The 21,349-nt window shown below is 66.1% G+C and carries 19 protein-coding genes; 10 read left to right on the top strand and 9 right to left on the bottom strand.

Features of this window, described 5'->3' with window-relative positions; translation table 11 throughout:
- Nucleotides 1–2: 2 nt before the first annotated feature.
- From RIB52_RS14385 to RIB52_RS14370, 4 genes are all read left to right on the top strand, one after another.
- Entirely contained in the window at nucleotides 3–704 is a 702-nt protein-coding gene (locus tag RIB52_RS14385; RefSeq protein WP_350176748.1) for a CpaD family pilus assembly protein, read from the top strand.
- Between the two features lie 3 nt (nucleotides 705–707).
- On the top strand, nucleotides 708–1,988 hold the full coding sequence (locus RIB52_RS14380; RefSeq protein WP_350176746.1) for a pilus assembly protein CpaE: 1,281 nt from the start codon (nucleotides 708–710) through the stop codon (nucleotides 1,986–1,988).
- Nucleotides 1,989–2,122: 134 nt separating this feature from the next.
- Nucleotides 2,123–3,094, top strand: coding sequence for a type II secretion system F family protein (locus RIB52_RS14375; RefSeq protein ID WP_350176744.1), 972 nt, complete (start codon nucleotides 2,123–2,125; stop codon nucleotides 3,092–3,094).
- 18 nt (nucleotides 3,095–3,112) lie between these two features.
- Complete coding sequence (locus RIB52_RS14370; RefSeq protein WP_350176742.1) at nucleotides 3,113–4,105, top strand: type II secretion system F family protein; 993 nt, start codon at nucleotides 3,113–3,115, stop codon at nucleotides 4,103–4,105.
- Nucleotides 4,106–4,212: 107 nt separating this feature from the next.
- On the opposite strand, the gene RIB52_RS14365 is transcribed toward RIB52_RS14370, so the two are convergent.
- Both RIB52_RS14365 and RIB52_RS14360 read right to left on the bottom strand, forming a co-directional pair.
- Nucleotides 4,213–4,761: a MarR family winged helix-turn-helix transcriptional regulator gene (locus tag RIB52_RS14365; RefSeq protein ID WP_350176740.1), complete on the bottom strand. Its 549-nt coding sequence runs from the start codon at nucleotides 4,759–4,761 to the stop codon at nucleotides 4,213–4,215.
- A gap of 96 nt (nucleotides 4,762–4,857) precedes the next feature.
- Nucleotides 4,858–5,730, bottom strand: coding sequence for a crotonase/enoyl-CoA hydratase family protein (locus RIB52_RS14360; protein ID WP_350176738.1), 873 nt, complete (start codon nucleotides 5,728–5,730; stop codon nucleotides 4,858–4,860).
- 276 nt (nucleotides 5,731–6,006) lie between these two features.
- Here RIB52_RS14360 and RIB52_RS14355 point away from each other — a divergent pair, with 276 nt between their 5' ends.
- The gene (locus RIB52_RS14355; RefSeq protein WP_350176736.1) at nucleotides 6,007–6,120 is read left to right on the top strand and encodes an enoyl-CoA hydratase; all 114 of its coding nucleotides are present in this window, start codon (nucleotides 6,007–6,009) and stop codon (nucleotides 6,118–6,120) included.
- A gap of 39 nt (nucleotides 6,121–6,159) precedes the next feature.
- Nucleotides 6,160–6,267: an enoyl-CoA hydratase gene (locus tag RIB52_RS14350; RefSeq protein WP_350176734.1), complete on the top strand. Its 108-nt coding sequence runs from the start codon at nucleotides 6,160–6,162 to the stop codon at nucleotides 6,265–6,267.
- A 63-nt stretch (nucleotides 6,268–6,330) separates the two neighbouring features.
- On the opposite strand, the gene RIB52_RS14345 is transcribed toward RIB52_RS14350, so the two are convergent.
- The 5 genes from RIB52_RS14345 to RIB52_RS14325 all read right to left on the bottom strand — a co-directional run bounded on the left by RIB52_RS14345 (nucleotide 6,331) and on the right by RIB52_RS14325 (nucleotide 11,558).
- On the bottom strand, nucleotides 6,331–7,464 hold the full coding sequence (locus RIB52_RS14345) for a patatin-like phospholipase family protein (protein WP_350176732.1): 1,134 nt from the start codon (nucleotides 7,462–7,464) through the stop codon (nucleotides 6,331–6,333).
- A gap of 42 nt (nucleotides 7,465–7,506) precedes the next feature.
- Nucleotides 7,507–8,505: a hypothetical protein gene (locus tag RIB52_RS14340; RefSeq protein WP_350176730.1), complete on the bottom strand. Its 999-nt coding sequence runs from the start codon at nucleotides 8,503–8,505 to the stop codon at nucleotides 7,507–7,509.
- A 104-nt stretch (nucleotides 8,506–8,609) separates the two neighbouring features.
- Nucleotides 8,610–9,188: a metal-independent carbonic anhydrase family protein gene (locus RIB52_RS14335; protein WP_350176728.1), complete on the bottom strand. Its 579-nt coding sequence runs from the start codon at nucleotides 9,186–9,188 to the stop codon at nucleotides 8,610–8,612.
- Nucleotides 9,189–9,526: 338 nt separating this feature from the next.
- Complete coding sequence (locus RIB52_RS14330; protein ID WP_350176726.1) at nucleotides 9,527–10,312, bottom strand: SDR family NAD(P)-dependent oxidoreductase; 786 nt, start codon at nucleotides 10,310–10,312, stop codon at nucleotides 9,527–9,529.
- A 76-nt stretch (nucleotides 10,313–10,388) separates the two neighbouring features.
- On the bottom strand, nucleotides 10,389–11,558 hold the full coding sequence (locus tag RIB52_RS14325) for an acetyl-CoA C-acetyltransferase (RefSeq protein WP_350176724.1): 1,170 nt from the start codon (nucleotides 11,556–11,558) through the stop codon (nucleotides 10,389–10,391).
- A 160-nt stretch (nucleotides 11,559–11,718) separates the two neighbouring features.
- Between RIB52_RS14325 and RIB52_RS14320 the strand changes: the two genes are divergently transcribed.
- Genes RIB52_RS14320 through RIB52_RS14310 form a run of 3 tightly spaced genes read left to right on the top strand, consistent with a single transcriptional unit; the run spans nucleotide 11,719 to nucleotide 15,121 of the window.
- Nucleotides 11,719–12,465 carry a 2OG-Fe(II) oxygenase gene (locus RIB52_RS14320; RefSeq protein ID WP_350176722.1) on the top strand — a complete coding sequence of 249 codons (747 nt, stop codon included), beginning with the start codon at nucleotides 11,719–11,721 and terminating at the stop codon, nucleotides 12,463–12,465.
- On the top strand, nucleotides 12,462–14,213 hold the full coding sequence (locus RIB52_RS14315; protein WP_350176720.1) for a tetratricopeptide repeat protein: 1,752 nt from the start codon (nucleotides 12,462–12,464) through the stop codon (nucleotides 14,211–14,213). The genes RIB52_RS14320 and RIB52_RS14315 overlap by 4 nt, the downstream gene beginning before the upstream one ends.
- Nucleotides 14,210–15,121, top strand: a complete 912-nt coding sequence (locus RIB52_RS14310) for a class I SAM-dependent methyltransferase (protein ID WP_350176718.1) — start codon at nucleotides 14,210–14,212, stop codon at nucleotides 15,119–15,121. The genes RIB52_RS14315 and RIB52_RS14310 overlap by 4 nt, the downstream gene beginning before the upstream one ends.
- A gap of 111 nt (nucleotides 15,122–15,232) precedes the next feature.
- On the opposite strand, the gene RIB52_RS14305 is transcribed toward RIB52_RS14310, so the two are convergent.
- Nucleotides 15,233–18,211, bottom strand: a complete 2,979-nt coding sequence (locus RIB52_RS14305; RefSeq protein ID WP_350176716.1) for a TonB-dependent receptor domain-containing protein — start codon at nucleotides 18,209–18,211, stop codon at nucleotides 15,233–15,235.
- A gap of 416 nt (nucleotides 18,212–18,627) precedes the next feature.
- On the opposite strand from RIB52_RS14305, the gene RIB52_RS14300 reads away from it, so the two are divergent.
- Nucleotides 18,628–19,062 carry a hypothetical protein gene (locus tag RIB52_RS14300; protein WP_350176714.1) on the top strand — a complete coding sequence of 145 codons (435 nt, stop codon included), beginning with the start codon at nucleotides 18,628–18,630 and terminating at the stop codon, nucleotides 19,060–19,062.
- A 190-nt stretch (nucleotides 19,063–19,252) separates the two neighbouring features.
- Here the strand turns inward: RIB52_RS14300 and RIB52_RS14295 are convergent, their stop codons facing one another.
- A complete protein-coding gene (locus tag RIB52_RS14295) occupies nucleotides 19,253–21,262 on the bottom strand; it encodes an alpha/beta hydrolase family protein (RefSeq protein WP_350176712.1) in 2,010 nt (669 codons plus the stop codon).
- Nucleotides 21,263–21,349: the final 87 nt, after the last annotated feature.

Below are 21,349 nucleotides of genomic sequence, written 5' to 3'. Positions count from 1 at the left end.
CAATGACCGCACGACCAAACCGCAAGCAGGCCCGCGCCCTCGGTGCCGCCCCTTGCCTTGCCCTCGCCCTTTCGCTGGGCCTCGCGCTCGGCGGATGCGCCGGGATGCCGGATAATCGCACGCTCTATTCGGTCAAGCAGCCGGTTGTGGAGCGGAACAATTTCACGCTCGACGTGAACACCGCGTCTTCCGGCCTGCCGATTTCCGAACAGCAGCGCGTGAACGGCTGGTTCGAGGCGATGGACCTTGGCTATGGCGACCGCGTCTCGATCGAGAACCCGTCCGCCAATCCGGCGGTGACGAATGCGGTGAAAGACCTTGCGGGTCGTTATGGCCTTATGGTGAGCGAGACCGCGCCGACGACCGAAGGCTATCTCGAGCCCGGGCAGGCGCGCATCGTCATCACCCGTTCCGAGGCGCGCGTGCCCGGCTGTCCCGACTGGTCGGCGCCCGCAGATGCCAATTATGCCAACGCCACGAGCCCCAATTTCGGCTGCGCGACCAACAGCAATATCGCGGCCATGGTGGCAGATCCGGAAGACCTGCTCGAAGGCAGGGAAGGTGACAGCGAAACGGTCATCCAGACTTCGAACAAGGCAATCGGCGCGCTGCGAGAAGCCGCGCCGACAGGCGCACGGGGTCTGATGAATGCAACTGCCGGCGGCGGCGGCGGTGGTGCCGGCGGCGGCGGAGGGAGTAACTGAGCCATGAATGCACCTTGGAAAAACGGCCTTCCGGGCAATCGCGATCCGTTCGCGGCTTTCATCTGCGACGACACCGCGCTGGACGTGCTCCGTCCGGTGGTGATCGAAATGGGCTGGGCCCCGGAGAAGTGCAACAAGGGCGGGCTTCGCAACGCGATCCAGTCGCTTTCGGTCAGCGCTTCGCCGGCGATCCTCGTCGTCGACCTGTCGGAAAGCGGCGATCCGCTCAATGACATCAACGCGCTCGCCGAAGTGTGCGAGCCGGGCACGGTCGTCATCGCGATCGGCCAGGTCAATGACGTGCGGCTCTATCGCGACCTCTTGTCGAGCGGCATTCACGATTACCTGCTCAAGCCGCTTTCGGCGCAAGCGGTGCACGATGCGCTCAACAATGCGCTGAGCGTGTTCACCGCGCCGCGCGCGGGCGACGGCGACGCGGTGCGCCGCCACATCTCGACCGCGGTCGTGGGAACGCGCGGCGGCGTGGGCGCATCGACGCTGGCGACCTCGCTCGCCTGGCTGTTTTCCGACCAGCACAAGGCACCGACCGCGCTGCTCGATCTCGACGTGCATTTCGGGACCGGCGCGCTCGCGCTCGATCTCGAACCGGGCCGCGGCCTGACCGACGCGATCGACAATCCCAGCCGCATCGACGGCCTGTTCATCGAACGCGCCATGATCCGGGCGAACGACAACCTGTCGATCCTGTCGGCAGAGGCCCCGATCAACCAGCCGCTGATGACCGACGGTTCGGCTTTCGTGCAACTGGAGGAGGAATTCCGCCAGGCCTTCGAAATGACGGTCATCGACATGCCGCGCAACATGCTGATCAATTTCCCGCAGCTGCTGGGCGATGTGAACCTTGTGCTCGTCACCTGCGAATTGACGCTCGCCTCGGCGCGCGATGCGATCCGCATCCTGTCCTGGCTCAAGACGAACGCCGCGCATGCGCACCCGATGATCGTCGCGAACAAGGTCCAGCCGGCCCTGGCCGAGATTTCCAAGGCGGATTTCGAAGCCTCGATCGAGCGCAAGATCGATTTTGCCGTGCCCTATGACATCAAGGCCGCGTCGAATGCGGCCAAGCTCGGCCAGGTCTTCGTCGATGCCAACCGGTCGAGCAAGGCGAGCGCGGTGATGCGCCAGATCGCGGAGCGCGTGGTCGGCGCGAGCGAGGACGATCTCGAAAGCGTGACCGAGGAGAAGAAATCGCTGCTCGGCGGGTTCGACTTCAAGTCGCTGCTGGCGAAGAAGGAAAAGACCGAGACCCAGGAGGCCGGTTAGGCGCGCCGCGTGCGGCTCGCGTGCCGCGCGGCGGGGCCGGCACCCGGCCCGGGAACGGCCCGGCGCGCACGCCTGATCGCTGCGTCTCGGCACGCGAACGGAACGGCACAGGATAGAAGGCAGGAGCCAAGCGCATGAGTTTTTTCCAGACCCTGCTCATCACGGGCGCGATCTTCGCCGTGCTGCTGGTCGGCTATCTCCTGCTCGAGGGTGCGGGCGCGGGCAAGGCGCAGAAGCGCCGGCTCGATGCGCTGCGCTATCGCCATTCCGAAAGCGTCGATACCAAGGTCGAGTCGCAGCTCAAGCGCGCGATCGCCCAGCGCAAGCCCAAGCTTTACCGCAGGGCGGGCGCGGGGTCGCGGATCGAGGCGCTCGAAATGAGGCTCGACCGGACCGGCAAGGGCTGGACGCTGTCGCAATATCTCTATTCGAGCCTTGGCCTGTGGATCGCGGTGGCGGTGGTGATGTATATCCAGTCCGGCGCGCTGCTGCTTTCGCTCGGCATCGGCCTGTTGCTGGGCGCGGGGATCCCGCACCTTGTCGTGGGGCATTTCGTCAAGGCGCGCACCAATGCCTTCAACGCCAAGTTTCCCGACGGCATCGAACTGCTCGTGCGCGGCCTGCGCTCGGGCCTGCCGGTAACCGAAACGCTGGCCGTGGTCGCCCAGGAAGTGCCCGGCCCGGTGGGCGTGGAATTTCGCGGCATCACCGAGCGGATCAAGATCGGCAAGACGATGGAAGACGCGCTCCAGGATACCGCCGACCGGCTCGACATCCCGGAATTCAACTTCTTCTGCATCACGCTCGCGATCCAGCGCGAGACCGGGGGCAATCTCGCCGAAACGCTCTCGAACCTCGCCGACGTGCTGCGCAAGCGCGCGCAGATGAAGCTCAAGATCAAGGCGATGAGCTCGGAATCCAAGGCCTCGGCCTATATCGTGGGCGCCCTGCCCTTCATCGTGTTCGTGATGATCTACTGGATCAATCCGGCCTATCTCGGCGGTTTCTTCACCGATGACCGGCTGATCGTCACCGGGCTGGGCGGGCTCGTGTGGATGGGGATCGGCGCCTTCGTCATGGCCAAGATGGTCAGCTTCGAAATCTAACGGCCGGGACACGCAATCATGACGAACCAACCTCCCGGACCCACCCTGCTCGGCTTCGATGTCGTGCTCGTCGGTTCGATCCTCGCCGGGGTCGCCGCGCTGGCCGTGCTGTTCGCGATCTACACCGCGATCACGATCAAGGACCCGATGGCCAAGCGCGTGAAGTCGCTGAACGCGCGGCGCGAGGAACTGAAGGCGGGGATCGTCAACAACACCGCCAAGAAACGCGCCAGCCTGGTGCGCAAGACCGACACGACCGAAAAGGTCAAGGACCAGCTCAGCCGGATGAAGGTCCTGCAGCAGAGCCAGGTCGAAGCGGTCCAGCAGAAGCTCGCCCATGCCGGCTATCGCAACAAGGAAATGGCGGTGGTCATCATCGGCCTGCGCGCGATCCTGCCGATCGTGTTCGGGGCATTCGGCTTTCTCGTGTTCTACTATGCGAACTATTTCGACAACGGCCCCTTCATGCAGCTCATGGGTTTCGCCGGGACGGTTTTCCTCGGCTACAAGGGGCCGGAAATCTATCTCAGCAACAAGTCGTCCAAGCGCACGGCGGAAATCCAGAAGGGCCTGCCCGATGCGCTCGACCTGCTGGTGATCTGCGCCGAGGCCGGTCTGACCGTCGATGCCGCGTTCAACCGCGTGGCGAAGGAACTGGGCCGGGCCTATCCCGAATTGGGCGACGAATTCGCGCTGACCGCGATCGAATTGTCTTTCCTCAACGAGCGCAAGACCGCCTTCGACAACCTCGCCTACCGGGTCGATCTCGAAGCGGTGAAGGGCGTGGTGACGACCATGATCCAGACCGAGCGTTACGGCACGCCGCTCGCCAGCGCGCTGCGCGTGCTTTCGGCCGAATTCCGCAATGAACGCATGATGCGCGCCGAGGAAAAGGCCGCGCGCCTGCCCGCGATCATGACGGTGCCGCTGATCCTGTTCATCCTGCCGGTGCTGTTCATCGTCATCCTCGGCCCGGCCGCCTGCTCGATCTCGGATGCGATGATCAAATAGGCGCGCCGCGCCGCGCAGGCCCGAACGAGAACCGGCCGGACCCGCGCCCATGCAGGTCCGGCCGGTTCGCCGTTACAGGCGGTCCTCGCGGTTTTGTCCAGGCGCGCTCAGACGCCGGGCGCGTCCTCGCTCAACGTCATGGCGCGCTCGTAGAGCCGCCGCAGCAGGCGCTTGACCTGCTTCTGTTCGTCCGGTGTGAACCCCTCGAACAGCTCGGCTTCGGTGGCGAGCGCGAGCGGCATGATCTCGGCATGGATCCGCCGCCCCTCCTCGGTCAGTTCGAGCAGGTGCGAGCGCCCGTCCGCCTCGTTCGCCGCGCGCGCGACAAGGCCGCGCTCTTCGAGCATCTTGCAGGCGCGATTGACCGCGACCTTGTCCATCAGGGTCGCCTCGGTGAGGTCGCGCTGGGTGCGGCCTGCCGGGACACTCGCGTGCGCCGCGCCCCGAACCGTGTCGCCCAGCACGGCCATCACCCGCCATTCGGCGATCTTCAGCCCGAACCGCACGCGATAACGCTCCGCGATCAGGCTGCTCACCGCATTCGAGGCAAGCGAGAGGCGATAGGGCAGGAAGCCGCCCAACCCCCAGGGTTCGCCGGGATCGGTGGCCGGGTCGGTGGTGATGGCGGGCGCATCGGCGCTGAGCGTTTCGGTCATGATAAACTGGTTTCTAATGAAACCTGTCGGTCATGCAAGCGTCACGTCGCGCGCGCCGCCCAGCGCTTCAGCGCGATCGCCGAATTTGCGCCGCCGTCATTCGTAGGCGCGTTCCTCCCACCAGGGATAGAAATCGGGCATGTCCTCGCTGACCTTGCCGGGATAGGCCGGGCGGCGCTTGTCGAGGAAACTGGCGATACCCTCCTTCGCATCGGCCCCGCGCGAAAGGCGATAGATTGCGCGGCTGTCGATCTTGTGCGCCTCCATCGGGTGGTCCGCGCTCATCAGACGCCACATCATCGCCCGGGTCATGGCGACCGAAATGGCCGATGTGTTCTGCGCGATCTCGCCCGCGAGGTCCTTCGCCGCGTGCATCAGGTCACCGGGCGCATGGACCGAACGCACCAGCCCCCCCGCCTTGGCCTCGGCCGCGTCGAAGATCCGGCCCGAATAGCACCATTCGAGCGCCTGGCTGATTCCCACGATGCGCGGCAGGAACCAGGACGAAGCGGCCTCGGGCACGATCCCGCGCCGCGCAAAGACGAAGCCATAGCGCGCCGTCTCGCTGGCAAGCCGGATGTCCATGGCAAGCTGCATCGTCGCGCCGACACCGACCGCGACCCCGTTGCAGGCCGAGATCAGCGGCTTTTTCGATTCGAACAGGCGCAGGGTGAGCAGGCCGCCGCCATCGCGCACCCGCTCGTCCGACAGGTCCTCGACTTCGGCGCCGTCGGAAAAGACCTGCCCGCCGCCTTCGGGCGTGAGATCCGCGCCCGCGCAGAACGCCTTGTCGCCCGCGCCTGTAAAGATCACCGCGCGCACCGCATCATCGGCGTCGATATCGTCCATCGCCGCGATGATCTCGGCGCCCATCGTGCCGGTATAGGCGTTCATCTTGTCCGGGCGGTTCAGGGTGATGGTGGCGATGCCGTCGGCCTTGTCGACCGTGATCTGGGTGGGGTTGGTCATGTCGTGCGTCTCTCCTTCGCTGCGCACGATGGCACGGCTTTCGCCAAAGAAAAACCTGCCAGATTGACGCAGCGATGAAGCGGGGATGAATAGCGATCCCAAGAGTTGGGCAAAATTCCCGAACCTGCGCATCGCGGCTCGGCAGTTTTCGACAGCCGCCCTGCCCAACCCCGGGATTTCCGCCATTTCGCGAGTTTGGCACGGCCTGTGCAAAGCATAGGACACGAAGCGGAAAGCTTCCGCACAATACGAAACGACCACCCAAGGAGACCCATCATGTTCAACACCGACACCAGCCGCAACCTCTTCGCCGCCGCCCTCTCGCTCGGCGTCAGCGCCATCCTCTTCGCCTATGCGATCATCCCCGCCAGCCCCGCGCTGGTTGCCTGATCGCCCGGCTTCACCTCGTCTTTCAAAGGAACATTCGAAATGCCCGCCGCCAGCCAGAAACTCGTCGCCGCCGCCGTCTCGGTCACGCTGTCCGCGATCCTGTTCGCCTATGCGATCGTCCCGGCAAAGCCCGGCCTCCTCGCCTGATCCGGGAAAGGTTCGCCCGGACAGTTTGCCCTCCCGGCCGAAGACGGCTTTTCGGCGGACGGGCTACCGGGCGAGCCCGCGCTTGCGCCCGCGCGCGAACAGGTCCTGCATGAAAGGCTGGTCGAACAAGTCCTGTTCGCCCTTCACCGCCTCCGGCGCGATGCTTTCGATATCGAGCACCAGCCCGGTCTCGCGGGCATAATCCTTCAGAATCAGCACTTCGCGCAGGTCGGCCTGCTTGATCGCGGTGAACAGCGCGCGCTCGATGATCGAAAAGGCATCGGGTTCGACAACCCGATAGGTCGGCTCCAGCGCCCCGTTGTAAAGCAGTGTCAGCCGCGCATCGAGCCTCGTCCCGTTGGCCTGGTCATCGAACGCGACGGCGGGCGGAATCGCGAGTATGCTGGACACCGCCCCGCCATCGACATGAAGTTCGCCGAACCGCACCTGCCCGCTTTCGACCTCGATCATGACCGGCGGGAAGAAACCGGGAATGCTGGCCGAGGCGAGCAGAACCTTGCGGAACAAAGCGTGGCTTTCGTCATGCCCGCTCGCCGCGATGGCGCCCATGTCCCACACCGCGCCGCGCTGCGCATCGAGATTGGCGGTCATCACCAGCAGCCGCCGCCCGCGCGCATGTTCGCGCGCCACGCTTTCGATCAGTTCGGCATCGGCATAGGTCGCGATCAGCTCCTCGAGCGGCTCGGTCGTGGCGAGAGCGGGGCCGCCGAGCAGGCCTTGCACCGTTCGCGGGCGATAGACATCGCGCGCATCGATTCCGGTATAGATCGCTTCGAGTTCATCGTCGTAATCCCCGCCCAGGAAGGCGAAAGGCGCGATCAGCGCGCCGGTGCTGACGCCCGAGACGATATCGAATTCGGGCCGCGTGCCCGCCTCGCTCCACCCGCCGAGATAGCCGGCCGAAAACGCGCCCTTGTCCGCACCGGCGGAGATGGCGAGCATTTCCAGCCGCCCGCTGCGCCCGTCGCGCCTGCGCTCCTGCTCCATGCGCGCGCGCCACGCATTCCATGCGCTGGCCGGGGCATCTTCCCACAAACGCACCTCGCCCAGACCGGGTATGACGGCCTGGCTCTGCGCCTGGGCGGTGATTTCGGGGCGTTCGGGCAGGCCGGCGCAGGCCGACAGCGCCGCCGCGATCATGGCGACGAAAACCGTCCGCACCCGAAATGCGATCATGGGAAAGCCCGCCTTAGATAACCGAGATGCTCCGGGCGTCTCCTAACGCATGTCGCGCTTAAGGGATAGCGAAGCGGGCGGACCGGCCTCTGCCGCGCGCGCATTGTCCGGCGCGGGAAGCGCGATACGCCAGAATCCCGCCGCATGGATCGCGAACAGCGCGGAAATCAGGAATTCGAGCAATTCATCGTCGTAATGCGGCAAATGGTCCGACCAGTTGATCGGCAGCGGTGTCGGCGTACCCAGCGCCAGTCCCGCGATGGCGTAGCACAGCACCGCAAAACCGTAGAGCCCGGCGGCGAGCGGCGGGGCCACGGGAAATTCGAGCGCGTCCATCAGGCGGCGCAGCGGAGCGTTGTAGCGATGGAGCAGCGGCAGGACGCACAGCATCATGGCCGTCACGGACAGGCCGGGATAGACGAACAGCGAGTTGGACCAGACATTGTGCAGCGTGAATTCGCCCTGCACGTTGACCGCCGCGAGATCCTCCGGCGTGCCGAAGCCGACGAGGCGCTGCCCCCAGCTGATCTCCTCCCCGCCGACGAAGACGAACAATCCGGCAAGCCCGGCGAGCCAGAAGCGCAGCCGCCCGCGTCCCCGCGCCCGCGCGGCAAACATCAGGCAGGCCGCTGCGGCGCTGAAATAGAGCAGCGCCGAGGCATATTCGAACGGGCCGTCCTCGACGAACAGGCCGGTGAACGTGCCCGCATCGGCGATTGCAAGCCCCGTAAGCGCCGCCGCGCCCAGCGCGAACACGGCTCCGGCAGCGCGCTCGCCCCGGCCGGCCTGCGCGCGCCGGTCGAGCGGCGCGGCCTGCCCCGCCTCGAGCCGGACCGCGAGGCGATCCGCCAGTCCGGCGAGCCGCGCCCGCATGAGCCACAGCCCGGTCAACGCGATCACCGCGCTCCAGATCGCAGCCTGGCCGAACAGCAGCTTGGCCCCGCTTGCCTCGGTGAGCTCCGCCACGACATCCTGTAGCCAGAGCCCGGCGCCGATCCCGGCGAAGACCACGAACAGGTCCGTCACGTTATTACGCATCATCGCTTCCTTGCCGTCGTCCCGAAAGCCGGACCGAGAGCGGGTCAGGTTAGCCGCGGCAGGTGAACCTCGGGTAAAACCGCGCGGGCGTGCGGTGAAAGCGGTGCTCAGCCCTCGCTGTACGGCAGGGAGGATTTGTGCACGACGATCCGCAACCGGCCTGCATCGTCGCGGACATAGCCGAGCGTGTATTCGACCTTCACTTCCGCCCCGCCGCCAGCGGGGGTGAAGAAGTAATTGCCCATCGCCACCGCCATGGTGCAGCCGTCGTTTATGATCCCGGCATTCATCCAGCGCACCCTGGTCCACGGCTTGATCGCAAAGCCGCTGTCTTCGGGAAAGGACGGGTTGCCGCCGACGAAATAGGACAGGGCGGCATCGAAGGAAGTGCGGAACTGTTCCTGCGCCGCCAGCGTCGGCTTGAACAGGACGAGCCCCTGGTCATAGCCGTAATGGGTCTGGATATGATCGCGCGCGGCGGCCACGTAATCGCCGCCTTCGCCGTGGACCCTGCCGATGGCGACGATCCCTTCGCCCCACGCCTGCTGCGCGGCGACGACTTCGGCCTCGGTGATGCATTCGGGTGCGCCCTGCGCCGCGGCGGCGGGCGCTTCGGCGAGAGCCGGGGAAACGGCGCACAGTGACGCCGCGCAGGCCATAAGGGCGGCAAGGACGGGTTTTGTCATGGCAAGGCTCCGTAAAAGGCGGCCTTCGGACAAGGACGATAGAGGCCGCCGGGGGTTGCAGAGGCGCTTTGCGGGGGCGATTCGCGCCGCGCCGGTCACAATATACCGTCTCGTACGGGCGAAGCGAGCGCGGGCGAGCGGGCCTGCCGCATCCTCACCCGATGCGGGCGCTGAACGAAAGGCCCCCGCTGCCCTGGGGCGGCGGGGGCCCTTTCACGCGCGTCAGGCGCGCTTTTGCAATTTCGGCGCGGCGCCACGAGGCCCGCGCCGCACCTTAACGCGGCACCATGCGGCCCGCGCCGCGCCTCAACGCGGCGCCATGCGGCCCGCGCCGCGCCTCAGCGCGGCGCCATGCGAATCGCGCCGTCGAGGCGCACGTCCTCGCCGTTGAAATAGCCGCATTCGATCATCGTCATGGCGAGCCGGGCATATTCCTCGGGCAGGCCGAGCCGCTTGGGGAAGGGAACGGACGCGGCGAGCGCTTCCTTCACCTGCGGCGGGGCGGCGTTCATCAGCGGCGTGTCGAAGATGCCGGGCAGGATCGTGTTCACGCGGATGCCTTCCTTCATCAGGTCGCGCGCGATCGGCAGCGTCATACCGACCACCCCGCCCTTGGACGCGGAATAGGCCGCCTGTCCCATCTGGCCGTCCTCGGCCGCGACGGAGGCGGTGTTGACGATCGCGCCGCGATCATTGTCGTCCGAAAGCGGGTCGAGGCTCATCATGCCGGCGGCAGACTTGGCGATGCAGCGGAATGTGCCGATCAGGTTGACCTGGATGACGAAGTCGAACGCGCTGATCGGGAAATGCTTGATCTCGCCCGACTGCTTGTCGCGGCTGGCGGTCTTGATGGCATTGCCGATGCCGGCGCAGTTGACGAGGATGCGCTCCTGCCCGTGCGCCTCGCGCGCCTTGGCGAAGGCGGCGTCCACTTCCTCGTCGCTGGTCACGTTGACCTTGCAGAACACGCCGCCCAGTTCGGCCGCCATTTTCTCGCCCTCGTCCTCCTTGAGGTCGAAGATCGCGACTTTCGCGCCCTTCGCGGCAAGCGCGCGGGCGGTGGCAAGGCCAAGGCCGGAGGCGCCGCCGGTGACGACGGCAGGGGTGTTGGCGGATACTTCCATGATGGTTTCCTCTCTGATTGGAATTTGCGCGAAACCCGCGCGCCGATCGTTTCGGGCACGCCGGTTTCAGGAGATGTCAGACCGATTCGACGATGGTCACGTTGGCGACACCGCCGCCTTCGCACATCGTCTGCAGGCCGTATTTCTTGCCGTGGCGCTTCAGCGCATGAACCAGCGTCGCCATCAGCTTGGTTCCGCTCGCGCCCAGCGGGTGGCCGAGCGCGATCGCGCCGCCGTGGACATTGAGCTTGTCGGGGTCCGCGCCGGTGTGCTTCAGCCACGCGAGCGGCACGGGGGCGAACGCCTCGTTCACCTCGTAAAGGTCGATGTCGTCCATCTTCAGGCCGCTACGCTCCAGCGCCTTGTCGGTGGCGAAAAGCGGTTCTTCGAGCATGATCACCGGATCGCCCGCGGTCACGGTCAGATTGTGGATGCGCGCAATCGGCGTCAGGCCGTACTTCTTCAGCGCCTCTTCGGAAACGACCAGCACCGCGCTCGATCCGTCGCAGATCTGGCTGGCGGAGGCCGCGGTAATCTTGCCGTCGGGTGCGAGCAGTTTCACGCCCGCAATGCCCTCGAGGCTCGCATCGAAACGGATGCCTTCATCGACCGTGTGCATCTCCTCGCCTTCGGGAGTCTCGATCTCCACGGGCACGATTTCGCTTTCGAAGGCGCCCGCCTGCGTCGCAGCGATGGCCTTTTCATGGCTGGACAGGGCGAAACGGTCGAGATCGTCCTTTGAAAAGCCGTGCTTTTCCGCGATCATTTCCGCGCCCATGAACTGCGAAAACTGCACGCCGGGGAATTTCTCCTCCAGCCGCGGCGACTTGTAGTGGCCAAGCCCCTCTTTCATGTGGAGCGTCGCGTTGGACCCCATGGGCACGCGGGTCATGCTTTCCACCCCGCTCGCGATGACGACGTCCTGCGTCCCGCTCATCACCGCCTGCGCCGCGAACTGGATCGCCTGCTGGGAGGAGCCGCACTGGCGGTCGATCGTCACCGCCGGGGTCGAATCCGGCAGGTTCGAGGCGAGCACGCCCATGCGTCCGACCTGCATCGACTGTTCGCCTGCCTGCGTCACGCAGCCGGTGACGACATCGTCGACCGCCGACGGATCGATCCCGCTGCGATCCACGATCGCATCCAGCGACGCGGCCAGCAGGTCGACCGGGTGGACCCCTGCCAGCCGCCCGCCCCGGCGGCCCCCGGCCGTCCGGACGGCTTCGACGATATAGGCTGTGCTCATGTCTGTCTCTCTCCTTTGATCCCCAAAACCCGTTGCGGTTTGATACTCGACTATGGGACGCGCGAGCGGGAATCAAGCGGGCAAACGGCTCGCGCGCGCCTGCTTGCGCCCGGCCGACTATCCCTTGCCAGCGGGGCGAGCGGCTGGCAGTGGGCCGGGCGTGAGCACGGCAGGGACACGGACGCTTTTCGCGATCAATCCCGCGCTCGACCGGGCGGCGCTCGCGCGGCGCTTTGCCGAGCGGGGGCGGGTGCAGGTGCGCGACGTGTTGACCGCCGAAAGCGCGCGCGAAATCCTCACCGTGCTTGCGCGCGGCACACCCTGGGGCATGGCGGTGGGCGCGGGCAAGGACAGGCCGCAAAGCTTCCGCGCCGAGGAAACGAAGACGCCGCAGGGCCAGCAGGCGCTCGGTTCCGCGTTCAAGGCCGCCGAACAGCACACCGCGCGCGGGGATTACGGCTTTCGCTTCGCCCATTACCCGATCCTCACCGCCGTGCAGGAAGGCTGGGTGGGCAACGAGGCGCATGAAATCCTGCTCGAACACATAAATGCACCCGAATTCATGGCCCTCGCGCGCGAGATCACCGGGATCGACACCCTCTTCAAGGCCGACGGGCAGGCGACCCTCTATGCGCCGGGCCACTATCTCGGCCGCCATATCGACAGCCATGTCGCCGAAGGCTGGGAAGTGGCCTATGTGCTCAATTTCGCGCGCGAGGACTGGCATCCCGACTGGGGCGGCTACCTGCTCTTCCTCGACGAGGACGGCGACGTGGTCGAAGGGTTCCGCCCGCGTTTCAATGCCCTCAACCTGTTCCGCGTGCCGACATCGCACATGGTCAGCTATGTCCCGCCCTTCGCGCCGATGGGCCGCATGGCAGTGACCGGCTGGCTGCGCACAAAATGAGCGCGCCTTCCCCCACCCTCTCCGCGCCCGAGGCGATGGTGCGCGTTCGCATGGCGATGCAGGCCAACGACCTGGCGGGCGCACGGCGGATCGCGGAAGAGGCCCGGCGCAACCATCCGGGCGATGCCGCGCTCGCCGATGCGGCGGGGGACATCGCGCTGAAATCGGGCGATGCGGCCGCCGCGGCGGGCCATTTCGCCGCCGCCTGCGAGATCGCGCCTGCAATGATGGATTACGCGCTCAACCATGCCATCGCGCTGCAGCGGCTGGGGCGGCACGCGGACGCGCTCGCCGCGATCGCCCCGCACGAAACCGAAGGCCGCACGGTGGCGCGCTATGGCAGCGTCGCCGCGCTTTCGCACCGCTCGCTCGGCCACCCCGCCGAAGCGGCGCGCTGGTACGAGGCGGCGCTGGGCACCGAACCGCACCATCCGCGCGCGCTCCACGGCCGCGCCCGGGTCGCGCTCGAACGCGGCGAAAGCGACGCGCCGGCCCGTTTCGATGCGGCACTGGCGGTCAATCCGGGCGATGCGGATCTGTGGCTCGGCAAGGCGCAGGCGCTGGAGGTCGCGGGCGACATTGCCGGTGCGCGCGTGATTGCCGAACAGATCTGCGCGCAGGCCCCCGGCTTCATCGCCGCGCTCACCTTCCTTGCCGGGCTGAAACACGCGGCGGGCGAGGCCGACTGGACCGCCCCCTTCGCCGAAGCCGCGAGCAAGGTCCCGCAGGACCCGAATATCCCGGCCGCCCATGGCGAAGTCCTCGCCGGGCTCGACCATGCCGCCCAAGCCGCCGAGGTCGCCGCCGCAGCGCGCCGGCGTTTCCCGAGCGAGATGCATTTCGCGCTGATCGAGGCGGTGCATGCCGGCTCGGCCGGTGAATGGGAGCGGGCCGAGGCGATCTTCGCCCGGCTTTCCGACAAGCGGGCGATGCGTTTCCTGCATGAGGGCCGCCATGCCCTGCGCGCGCGCGACCTCGAGCGTGCCCATGCCTGCCTCGACCGGGCGATCGAGGCCGATCCGTGGGACATTTCCGCCTGGGCGCTGCGCGGGATCGCGTGGCGGCTGGGCGAGGACGAGGAGGCGCGCGCGCGGGCGGCGTGGCTGCACGAGCAGGCGGGGCTCGTCGAATTGCGCGAGCTGGTCGGGCGCGAGGGTCTGATCGCCGATGCCGTGGCCGAACTGCGCGCCATCCACGCGCGCTCCACGATGCCGCTCGGCCAATCCTTGCGCGGGGGCACGCAGACGCGCGGGATCCTGTTTCACCGAACCGAGCCGGTGCTCGCCGAATTGCACGAGGCGATCCGCGCGACGCTCGAGGCGCATCGCGCGGAACTGCCGCCGACGGATAGGAGCCATCCGCTGCTGCGTCACCGCGAAGCGCCGTGGGAGCTGCTCGGGTCGTGGTCGGTCCGTCTCGCCGGGGGCGGTATGCCCGGGGCAGGCGATTATCACACCGCGCATATCCATCCCCAAGGCATCGTCTCCAGCGCGCTCTATCTCGTCGTGCCCGAGGAAGCGCACGCGCCCGTCGCCGAGGGCGCATTGCCGCCCGGCTGGCTCGAAATCGGCCGTCCACCGCCCGATCTCGGGCTCGACCTGCCGCCGCTCGCCACGATCGCGCCGCGCGAAGGGCACCTCGCGCTGTTTCCCTCGACGCTCTATCACGGCACGACACCCTTCGGCGGCGCCGAAAGAATGACCGTCGCCTTCGACGTGATTGCCTCGGACGCAGGAAGGGCCGCATGAACGGGACGCAGGACGATGCACAGGCCTGGGGCGAATTCTGGAAAGCCAATGCCGGGGGGGATTCGACCGGCTGCCTGCCCGACCGCTGGGCCGCGATAGAGACGGCGCAGCGCGCGGCGTGGCGCGGCTTTGCCGAGAGCCTGGCCGAAGGGGCGCGGCTGCTCGATCTGGCCACGGGAGACGGGCGGGTGCTGCGCTGGCTGCGCGCGGAAAGAGGCGATTTGTCGCTGACCGGCATCGACCGCGCCCCCGAACTCCCCCCTGCGCCCGAAGGCACGACGACCCGCGGCGGCGTGGCGATGGAGGACCTGCCCTTCGACCGCGGCACGTTCGACGCGGTGACGAGCCAGTTCGGCTTCGAATATGGCGACGTGGCCGCGGTGGCGGGTGAGATCGCGCGGGTGCTGGGCGAGAGCGGGCGCGTGGGCCTGATGGTCCATCGCGGCGACGGGCCGATCCTCGAACACAACCGGGCCCGCCGCGCGGCTATCGGCTGGGCGATGGAGGAAAAGGCCGTCCCCGCAACCGCGATCCGCGCGCTGACCGATCCGCGCGGCGGGGTGGATGCGGCGGCGCAGGTCGCTGCCGCGCTCGCCATGCTGGGAGCGAAGGCGCACGGCCGCGACACGCCGGCCTGGGAGATTCCCGAAGCGATCCGGCGCGCGATCCTGATGGGGGCCGAGCGCGGAGCGGATGCGGCCGCCATCGCCGCCACGATCGAGGCGATTTCGGGACAGGCGGAAAACGAGCTCGGCCGGATAGCCTCGCTCGCGCGCGCCTGCGACCGGGCCGATGCGCGCGAGGACATCCTCGCCGCCTTCGCCGCGCATGGCCTCACCCTGACGGGAACGAGCACGGTGGCCGAGCCGTCGGGCCGCGCACTGGCCGATTTCCTGACCTTTTCCTGAGCCGCTGCGCCCGTCCTGCTTGTCGCAAGGCCGGGTCGCAGCGGCACGAAAAAGGGCGGCGAACCGAAGTCCGCCGCCCCTTGTCTGGACCGCTTTCGCGGAACACTCCTCCTAGAAGGAGAACTGCGCCGAGATGAAGAAGTCCCGGCCGAGCGTGTCGTAGACGCTCGGGAAGGTGTTCGCCTGTTCCTGGTTGTCGCCGAGCAGCAGGCTGTTCGGGCGACCCTGCACGACGCCATTCGCATCGAAAGTCGGCGTGTCGGGCAAGGTGTCGAACAGGTTGTTGATGCCGGCCGTGATCGTCAGCCTTTCGGTCGCCGCGACCGAAAGCGTGAGGTCGATCAGGTCATAGGCATCGATCTGTTCGATCCCGTTGAACTGGGCGTAATCCGTGCCGTCGTCGTCATCCTCGACGCCCGACAGGTGCCGCCAGCGGGTCGAGACCGTGAGCGGGCCGTCGATGAACGACACACGCGCGACCGAGCTGAAGGTCGGGATCGGGTTGCCGCAATTGTTGCCGAACCGGCCGGCGCATTCGATCACGGTGTCGAAGCCCTGCACCGGGAAGGTGTCGTTGCGTTCCGTCCACGTCCCCAGGAAGCTCGCATTGATGCGGGATTCGCCGGTATCGGTCAGCAGCGAGAACGGCACCGAGGTGTTGTAGTTCACCTGCAGGTCGACACCCGACACGCGGAACGAAGCGACGTTCTCCTGGACGATCAGCGGCGGATTGGCCGTCGTGAACGTACCGGAATCGCGCGCCCCGATCAGCACCTGGCAGAACGCGCTGTTGATGTCCTGCACCACGTTGTAGCACAGGTTCAGCGTGTTGTTGAAACCACCGCCGAACGCCGCGATCGCATCTTCGATCTCGATGTCGAAATAGTCGGCGGTGACCGTCAGGCCCGGCACGAAGGCCGGCTGGAGAACCGCACCGGCGGTCCAGCTGGTCGAGGTTTCCTCGCCCAGGTTCGGATTGCCGCCGAAGATCGCGGGGGTCTGGGGGTTCGGCTGAAGGTCGGCATCGCCCACCGATCCGGCCGGAACGCCGGTCGCGATGCACAGGTCGCGGATCGTCGTATCGGTCGCGGCGGTATCCTGGGCGCAGGGATCGACCACGCCCGGGAAGCCGATCGCCCGGCCACCGAACAGTTCGCCGATGTTCGGTGCACGCACCGCGCGCTGGTACTGACCGCGCAGCTTGACCCCGTCGATGACATCGAATTCGACGCCGCCCGCATAGGTCCACACGCCGCCGACATTCTCGAGCGAGTAGTCGGAGTAACGCGCCGCACCCGTGACCTCGAGCGCCATGCCATTGTCGGTTTCGAAGACCGGCACCACGACTTCCGCGAAGACTTCCTTCACGTCGTAATTGCCGGCGGTCGGTTCACCCGCGTTGAACCCGATCACGTCACCCGACGAGAGCGCCGTGTCCGGGATGAACTGCGCGGCGACCCGGCGGTATTCGGCACCGACCGCGAAGCCGATGTCGCTCGCCCCGAAGCCGAGATTGCCGAGGAAGCCGGAGACCACGCCGCTCGCGACTTCGAGCGTCGAGATGTCGCCGTTCTGCGCACGGATCGAGATCGCGTCGACCATTTCCGGCGTCAGCGTGCCGCCACCGAAAATGTTGATCGGCGTAGCGCCCGTGCCGTCGAGACCGGCCTGGAATGCCGAACGCGAGATGTTCCCGTCCTGGATATTCGCATTCCGGGTGCGCGCATACATGTAGTACAGGTCGTAGTTCAGGTCCTGGGTGATTTCACCGCGGACCCCCGCGAGGACGCGGAAGGCGTTCCGCTCGTCGAGCGTGTTGCGCGGACCGGTTTCGATCGTGCGACGCTGAACGAAGAAGTCGACCACGCCCGGATCGTCCATCGCGCCGGCCCCGGTATTGACCGCGGTTTCCTCGGCGTCGATCGCCTGCAGCTGCGCGAAGCTGGCCGCATCCAAGAAGGGCTGGACGGTGTCGAGATCGACCGAGAATGTGCCGGTTACCGGCGTCGCGGCCAGTTCCTGCGCGACGCGGTTGTTGACGAAGGTCACTTCGGTATAGGCGGTGTGCCCATCGGTGAATTCGTAGTCCGCGAAGCCGCCCATAAGGTAACGTTCCTGCGGAATCTGCAGGTAGTTGACCGGCGCATAGTTGTACGGATCGCCAATGGTGGGCGAGATCACGCCCGGCTGACCGGCGAAGTTCACGCCGGTGCCGAACCCGCTTTCGCCGGCGGCTCCGAAATCGGTCCCGGCAGGAAGGGTCGCATCGCCCTGGGCGCCGCCGAGATATCGCAGCACGCCCTGGGGAAGGGTCGAGGAACCGCCCTGCTGGAGCGGCGGACCGAAATTGGCGGGCAGTTCGGAAAGCGCGAAGGTCGAGAAACCGCGGTCGCCCTGGAAGAGCGATTCACGGTTGAAGTATTCGGCGAACACCGTCGCATTGCCGCGCCCATCGTCGAAGCTGGTGCCGATCGCACCGTAAAGCTGGTATCGCGCCGCGTCGCCGCGCTCGGTCAGCGAGTACTGGCCGCCGAATTCGACGCCTTCGACCTGACGCAGGTTGAAGTTGACGACGCCCGCAAGCGCATCCGAACCGTAAACCGCCGAGGCACCGCCGGTGACGGTATCGACCGTTTCGATAAGGAAGTTCGGGATGGTGTTGAGGTCGACCGTCTGCGTGGGGTCGAACGAAACCCAGCGGCGACCGTTGACCAGCACGAGCGTGCGGGTATCGCCAAGGCCGCGCAGGTCGACCGTGGCGGTGCCGTTACCGGGGTTGTTCGAGGCCGAACCGAAACCCGGCACGACCTGCGGCAGCGCGTTCAGGACGTTTTCCACGTTGACCGTACCGGTCAGCTGGAATTCCTCGGCCTCGACCACCGCGATCGGCGCGGCGGTTTCGACGTTGCGCTGCTGGATGCGCGAGCCGGTGACGGTGATGAAATTGTCGGCATCGGTTTCCTGGTCGGCGCCCGACTGGATAGCCGGATCGACCTCGCTGTCCTGTGTTACCTGTGCGGCTGCGGGCGCGGCGAACATGGCGCTGGCCATGATCGTGCCCGCAAGCAGCGAACCCTTGTTAAAACGCATGATGTTGTGTCCCCTTACGAACATACGCCGTTATGACGCATGATATTATGACGGATCGAAGTCCGCCGGGTTGCGCCTCTAAGACAGACAGCCTGTCCAGAGCAATTGTCGTCAAAAGCCTGCGAGAGCGGTTGGCGAAGGGCTGTTGCAAAAGCGCATCATTGTGCGGCGAATGGTGCTTTTCCGGCCATGAGTGGTGCGGCAGCCGATCGTGCAAATCTCTGCCGTCCCGGTTAAACTGGGTTATATTACGATATGTTAGGAACAATAGAATGGAGCGACTCGAAAGCGAAACCGTGCGCTACAGCCTCGGAATATGTGTCGGCGCTGCACTAGCTGTTTTGTCGGCGAGTCCTCCCGCCAACGCCCAGGAGACGGGGCCGGAGGCCGGGAAAGCACGGACAGAGGCGGAAATATTGGACAGTTTGAAGTCATGTCGACGACGTGTCGATGACACGGAGCGGCTCGCCTGTTTCGACGCCAGCGTCGGCGCGCTTCTCGCCGCGAGCGAGGAAGGCGACGTGCGGCTGGTCGACCGCGAGGACGTGCGGCGCACGCGGCGGCAATTGTTCGGCCTCTCCGTGCCCGATGTCGGAATCCTTGCAGGCGACGAGAAGGACCGCGAAGCGACCGATACGCTGACGACGCGGATCACCAGCGTGCGCTACCGCCCGCGCCGCAGGGCCGAGTTCACCACCGCAGAGGGCGCACGCTGGCAAATCTTCAAGGTGCCCCGGCGGCTCGCCGATATCGAACCGGGCGACGAGGTCGAATTCAAGAAGGCCTCGCTCGGGACCTATTTCATCCGCATCAACGGGCAGATGGGGGTCAAGGGCAAGCGGATCGAGTAAGACCCGCGCTTGCCGCCGCGCGCCTGCCCGCCATCATGGCGCACCCCGACAGCACACAGTCAGGCCGATTGCGCGCATCGAGCCCCGCAGCACCTCTCGGACTGTCGGCGGGGCTCTTCGCCAGGCGCAGGCAAAAGAAAGGGGCCCGGCCGCATCACGACCGGGCCCCCTCGTTCACCTTCGCGTCCGATCAGAGACCGCCCTGGCCGCAATCGTTCGCGAGATAATCCGCGAGCTTGGTGTAAAGCTGCTGCTGGTGGTTGTACATCAGCGTGTTGTAGAAGTGGTCCGCCTTTTCCAGCGTGACGAACTGCCCCTGGCTGTTGCCGGCCTCTTCGAAGGCCTCCTTGTAGTCCTTGAAGTGGTAATACATCACGCGGCGGTCGACATCGCCGTGCACCATCAGCAGCGGAATATTGACCTTGTCGACCTCGTTGATCGGGTTGACCCCGATCATGCCGCGCCGCTTGGACCATTCGTCGAGCGCCTTGAGATCGGAGTTGCGCCGGCCGTAATACTGCTTCTCGGCATCGGCGACGGCGGCAACCGCGACGCTGCACTGGTAGAGTTGCGGCTCGCGGCTCGCGGCGACAAGCGCGGCATAGCCGCCATAGGACCAGCCCATGAAGGCGACCCGGTCGGGATCGACCAGCCCCTGCTCGATCAGGTAGAGGACGCCGTCATCCTTGTCGTCCTGCATGGCCAGGCCGTGTTCGCCGTAGCCCGCATCGAAATGCTTCTTGCCCCATCCGACCGAAATGCGGTTCTCCGGGTGAAGCACCATGTAGCCCTGGCTGGCGAGGAACTGGCCGATTTCGTCATAGGAAACCATGCCGTTCACGTGCGGGCCGCCATTGTGCTGCACCACCAGCGGGAAAGGCGGCTCGCCGACCTTGGGCACGGTGACATAGGCCGGGATGCTGAGCCCGTCACGCGCCGGATAACGGATATATTTCACATCCGCGAGCATGTCCTGGTTGACCAGCGGATTGCGGCTGCCGAGCTTCGCCAGCTTGCCGTCCTTGACCAGCCAGTAGGAGCCGGGATCGTGCGGCCCGCGATTGGACACGATCATGGTCTTGCCGTCGACCGACCGGCTCGAGATCGAGATCTGGTGGGCATAGGGGATCTGCTGCTCGAGCGCTTCGTAAAGCGCCTTCTCCTCCTCGTCGAACCAGTGCCGCTCCATCTTCGCACCCGGATAGAGCGCTGCGACAAGCTTGTTGTTGCCGGGGATCGAATGGGTCTGGATGCCCATCACGTCGGCGTCCTCGGGCTTGAACAGCTCCTTGCCGATTTTCCCGGTGTCGAAATCGAATTCATAGAGACCCGCCTTGTCGTTCCCCGGCAGGGTTTCGATGATGTAGCCGATATTGGGATTGTCGGGATCGAAGCCCTGAACGCCATGAAGGCCCGACAGGATGCGGTAGAGGTTCGACGGGTCTTCCAGATCATATTCGTTGACCAGGGTCCACGACCCATCGCCGGGCTTGCGATAATAGGTCTTCTGCTTTTCGTCGGAGGTATCGAACCGGCTGGTGAAGCGCGGATTGCCTTCGTTATCGAAGGCCTGGACGACCGGGAATTCGCTGTTCCCCTTGAGGATGAGCGACTTGGCGCCCTTCTCGAGGTTGAACTTGTAATAGGCACGCGGGCGGAACGCGGCGAGGGGATCGACGCCGCTATTGTTCGGAATGGCGTTCCCGGTCGCCACCAGCACGTGCTCAGGATCATTCGGCAAGGTGTTGATGATCTGGAAGCCGTCGCGGATCGTGTTGAACTCGTTCTCTTCCAGATTGTAGGAATAGGTCAGGTAGTCGCGCGTGTCCTGTTCGGGGCGCTTCACCGTCTTGCGCTTCTGCTGCCAGGCCGTTCCGAAAATGTAATTGTCGCTCACCCAGCGCGCCGCGATGATCTCCATCGGGTCGGCATTGAGCCGGCGCAGGGGTTCGGACAGGTTGTCGGTTTCGTAGATCTCGAGGAGGTATTCACCCTCCTTGCTGGTGATCTTGTGGACGAGCAGGTGCTTTCCGTCGGGTGAAACCTGCACGGCATTGACGACGTCGCGCAGCGCCCAGACATCGATCGGGACCGAGGTCTGCGACTGGGCCTGCGTATCGGCGGGATTGACGGCGAGGGAGAGGCCGAGAACGGAAACGCCGGCCATGGCCGCCACGAGCGGAGCTTTGAGGAATTTCATGGGTCGTGTCTTCCAGCTTGCTTGAAGGGTCGTTCGATGAGCCCTGCGGCGCGGCCTCCCGTCCGCGCTGCTCGAACCACGTGAGTA

This window comes from Erythrobacter sp., from assembly GCF_040217515.1.
Taxonomy (GTDB): Bacteria; Pseudomonadota; Alphaproteobacteria; order Sphingomonadales; family Sphingomonadaceae; genus Erythrobacter.
This window is presented reverse-complemented; position numbering and strand designations above follow the sequence as displayed.

Bases quoted from the DNA above. Each gene is read 5' to 3' on its own strand.
- RIB52_RS14385 (WP_350176748.1), top strand. From the start codon at position 3: ATGACCGCACGACCAAACCGCAAGCAGGCCCGCGCCCTCGGTGCCGCC.
- RIB52_RS14380 (WP_350176746.1), top strand. From the start codon at position 708: ATGAATGCACCTTGGAAAAACGGCCTTCCGGGCAATCGCGATCCGTTC.
- RIB52_RS14375 (WP_350176744.1), top strand. From the start codon at position 2,123: ATGAGTTTTTTCCAGACCCTGCTCATCACGGGCGCGATCTTCGCCGTG.
- RIB52_RS14370 (WP_350176742.1), top strand. From the start codon at position 3,113: ATGACGAACCAACCTCCCGGACCCACCCTGCTCGGCTTCGATGTCGTG.
- RIB52_RS14365 (WP_350176740.1), bottom strand. From the start codon at position 4,761: ATGACCGAAACGCTCAGCGCCGATGCGCCCGCCATCACCACCGACCCG.
- RIB52_RS14360 (WP_350176738.1), bottom strand. From the start codon at position 5,730: ATGACCAACCCCACCCAGATCACGGTCGACAAGGCCGACGGCATCGCC.
- RIB52_RS14355 (WP_350176736.1), top strand. From the start codon at position 6,007: ATGTTCAACACCGACACCAGCCGCAACCTCTTCGCCGCCGCCCTCTCG.
- RIB52_RS14350 (WP_350176734.1), top strand. From the start codon at position 6,160: ATGCCCGCCGCCAGCCAGAAACTCGTCGCCGCCGCCGTCTCGGTCACG.
- RIB52_RS14345 (WP_350176732.1), bottom strand. From the start codon at position 7,464: ATGATCGCATTTCGGGTGCGGACGGTTTTCGTCGCCATGATCGCGGCG.
- RIB52_RS14340 (WP_350176730.1), bottom strand. From the start codon at position 8,505: ATGATGCGTAATAACGTGACGGACCTGTTCGTGGTCTTCGCCGGGATC.
- RIB52_RS14335 (WP_350176728.1), bottom strand. From the start codon at position 9,188: ATGACAAAACCCGTCCTTGCCGCCCTTATGGCCTGCGCGGCGTCACTG.
- RIB52_RS14330 (WP_350176726.1), bottom strand. From the start codon at position 10,312: ATGGAAGTATCCGCCAACACCCCTGCCGTCGTCACCGGCGGCGCCTCC.
- RIB52_RS14325 (WP_350176724.1), bottom strand. From the start codon at position 11,558: ATGAGCACAGCCTATATCGTCGAAGCCGTCCGGACGGCCGGGGGCCGC.
- RIB52_RS14315 (WP_350176720.1), top strand. From the start codon at position 12,462: ATGAGCGCGCCTTCCCCCACCCTCTCCGCGCCCGAGGCGATGGTGCGC.
- RIB52_RS14310 (WP_350176718.1), top strand. From the start codon at position 14,210: ATGAACGGGACGCAGGACGATGCACAGGCCTGGGGCGAATTCTGGAAA.
- RIB52_RS14305 (WP_350176716.1), bottom strand. From the start codon at position 18,211: ATGCGTTTTAACAAGGGTTCGCTGCTTGCGGGCACGATCATGGCCAGC.
- RIB52_RS14295 (WP_350176712.1), bottom strand. From the start codon at position 21,262: ATGAAATTCCTCAAAGCTCCGCTCGTGGCGGCCATGGCCGGCGTTTCC.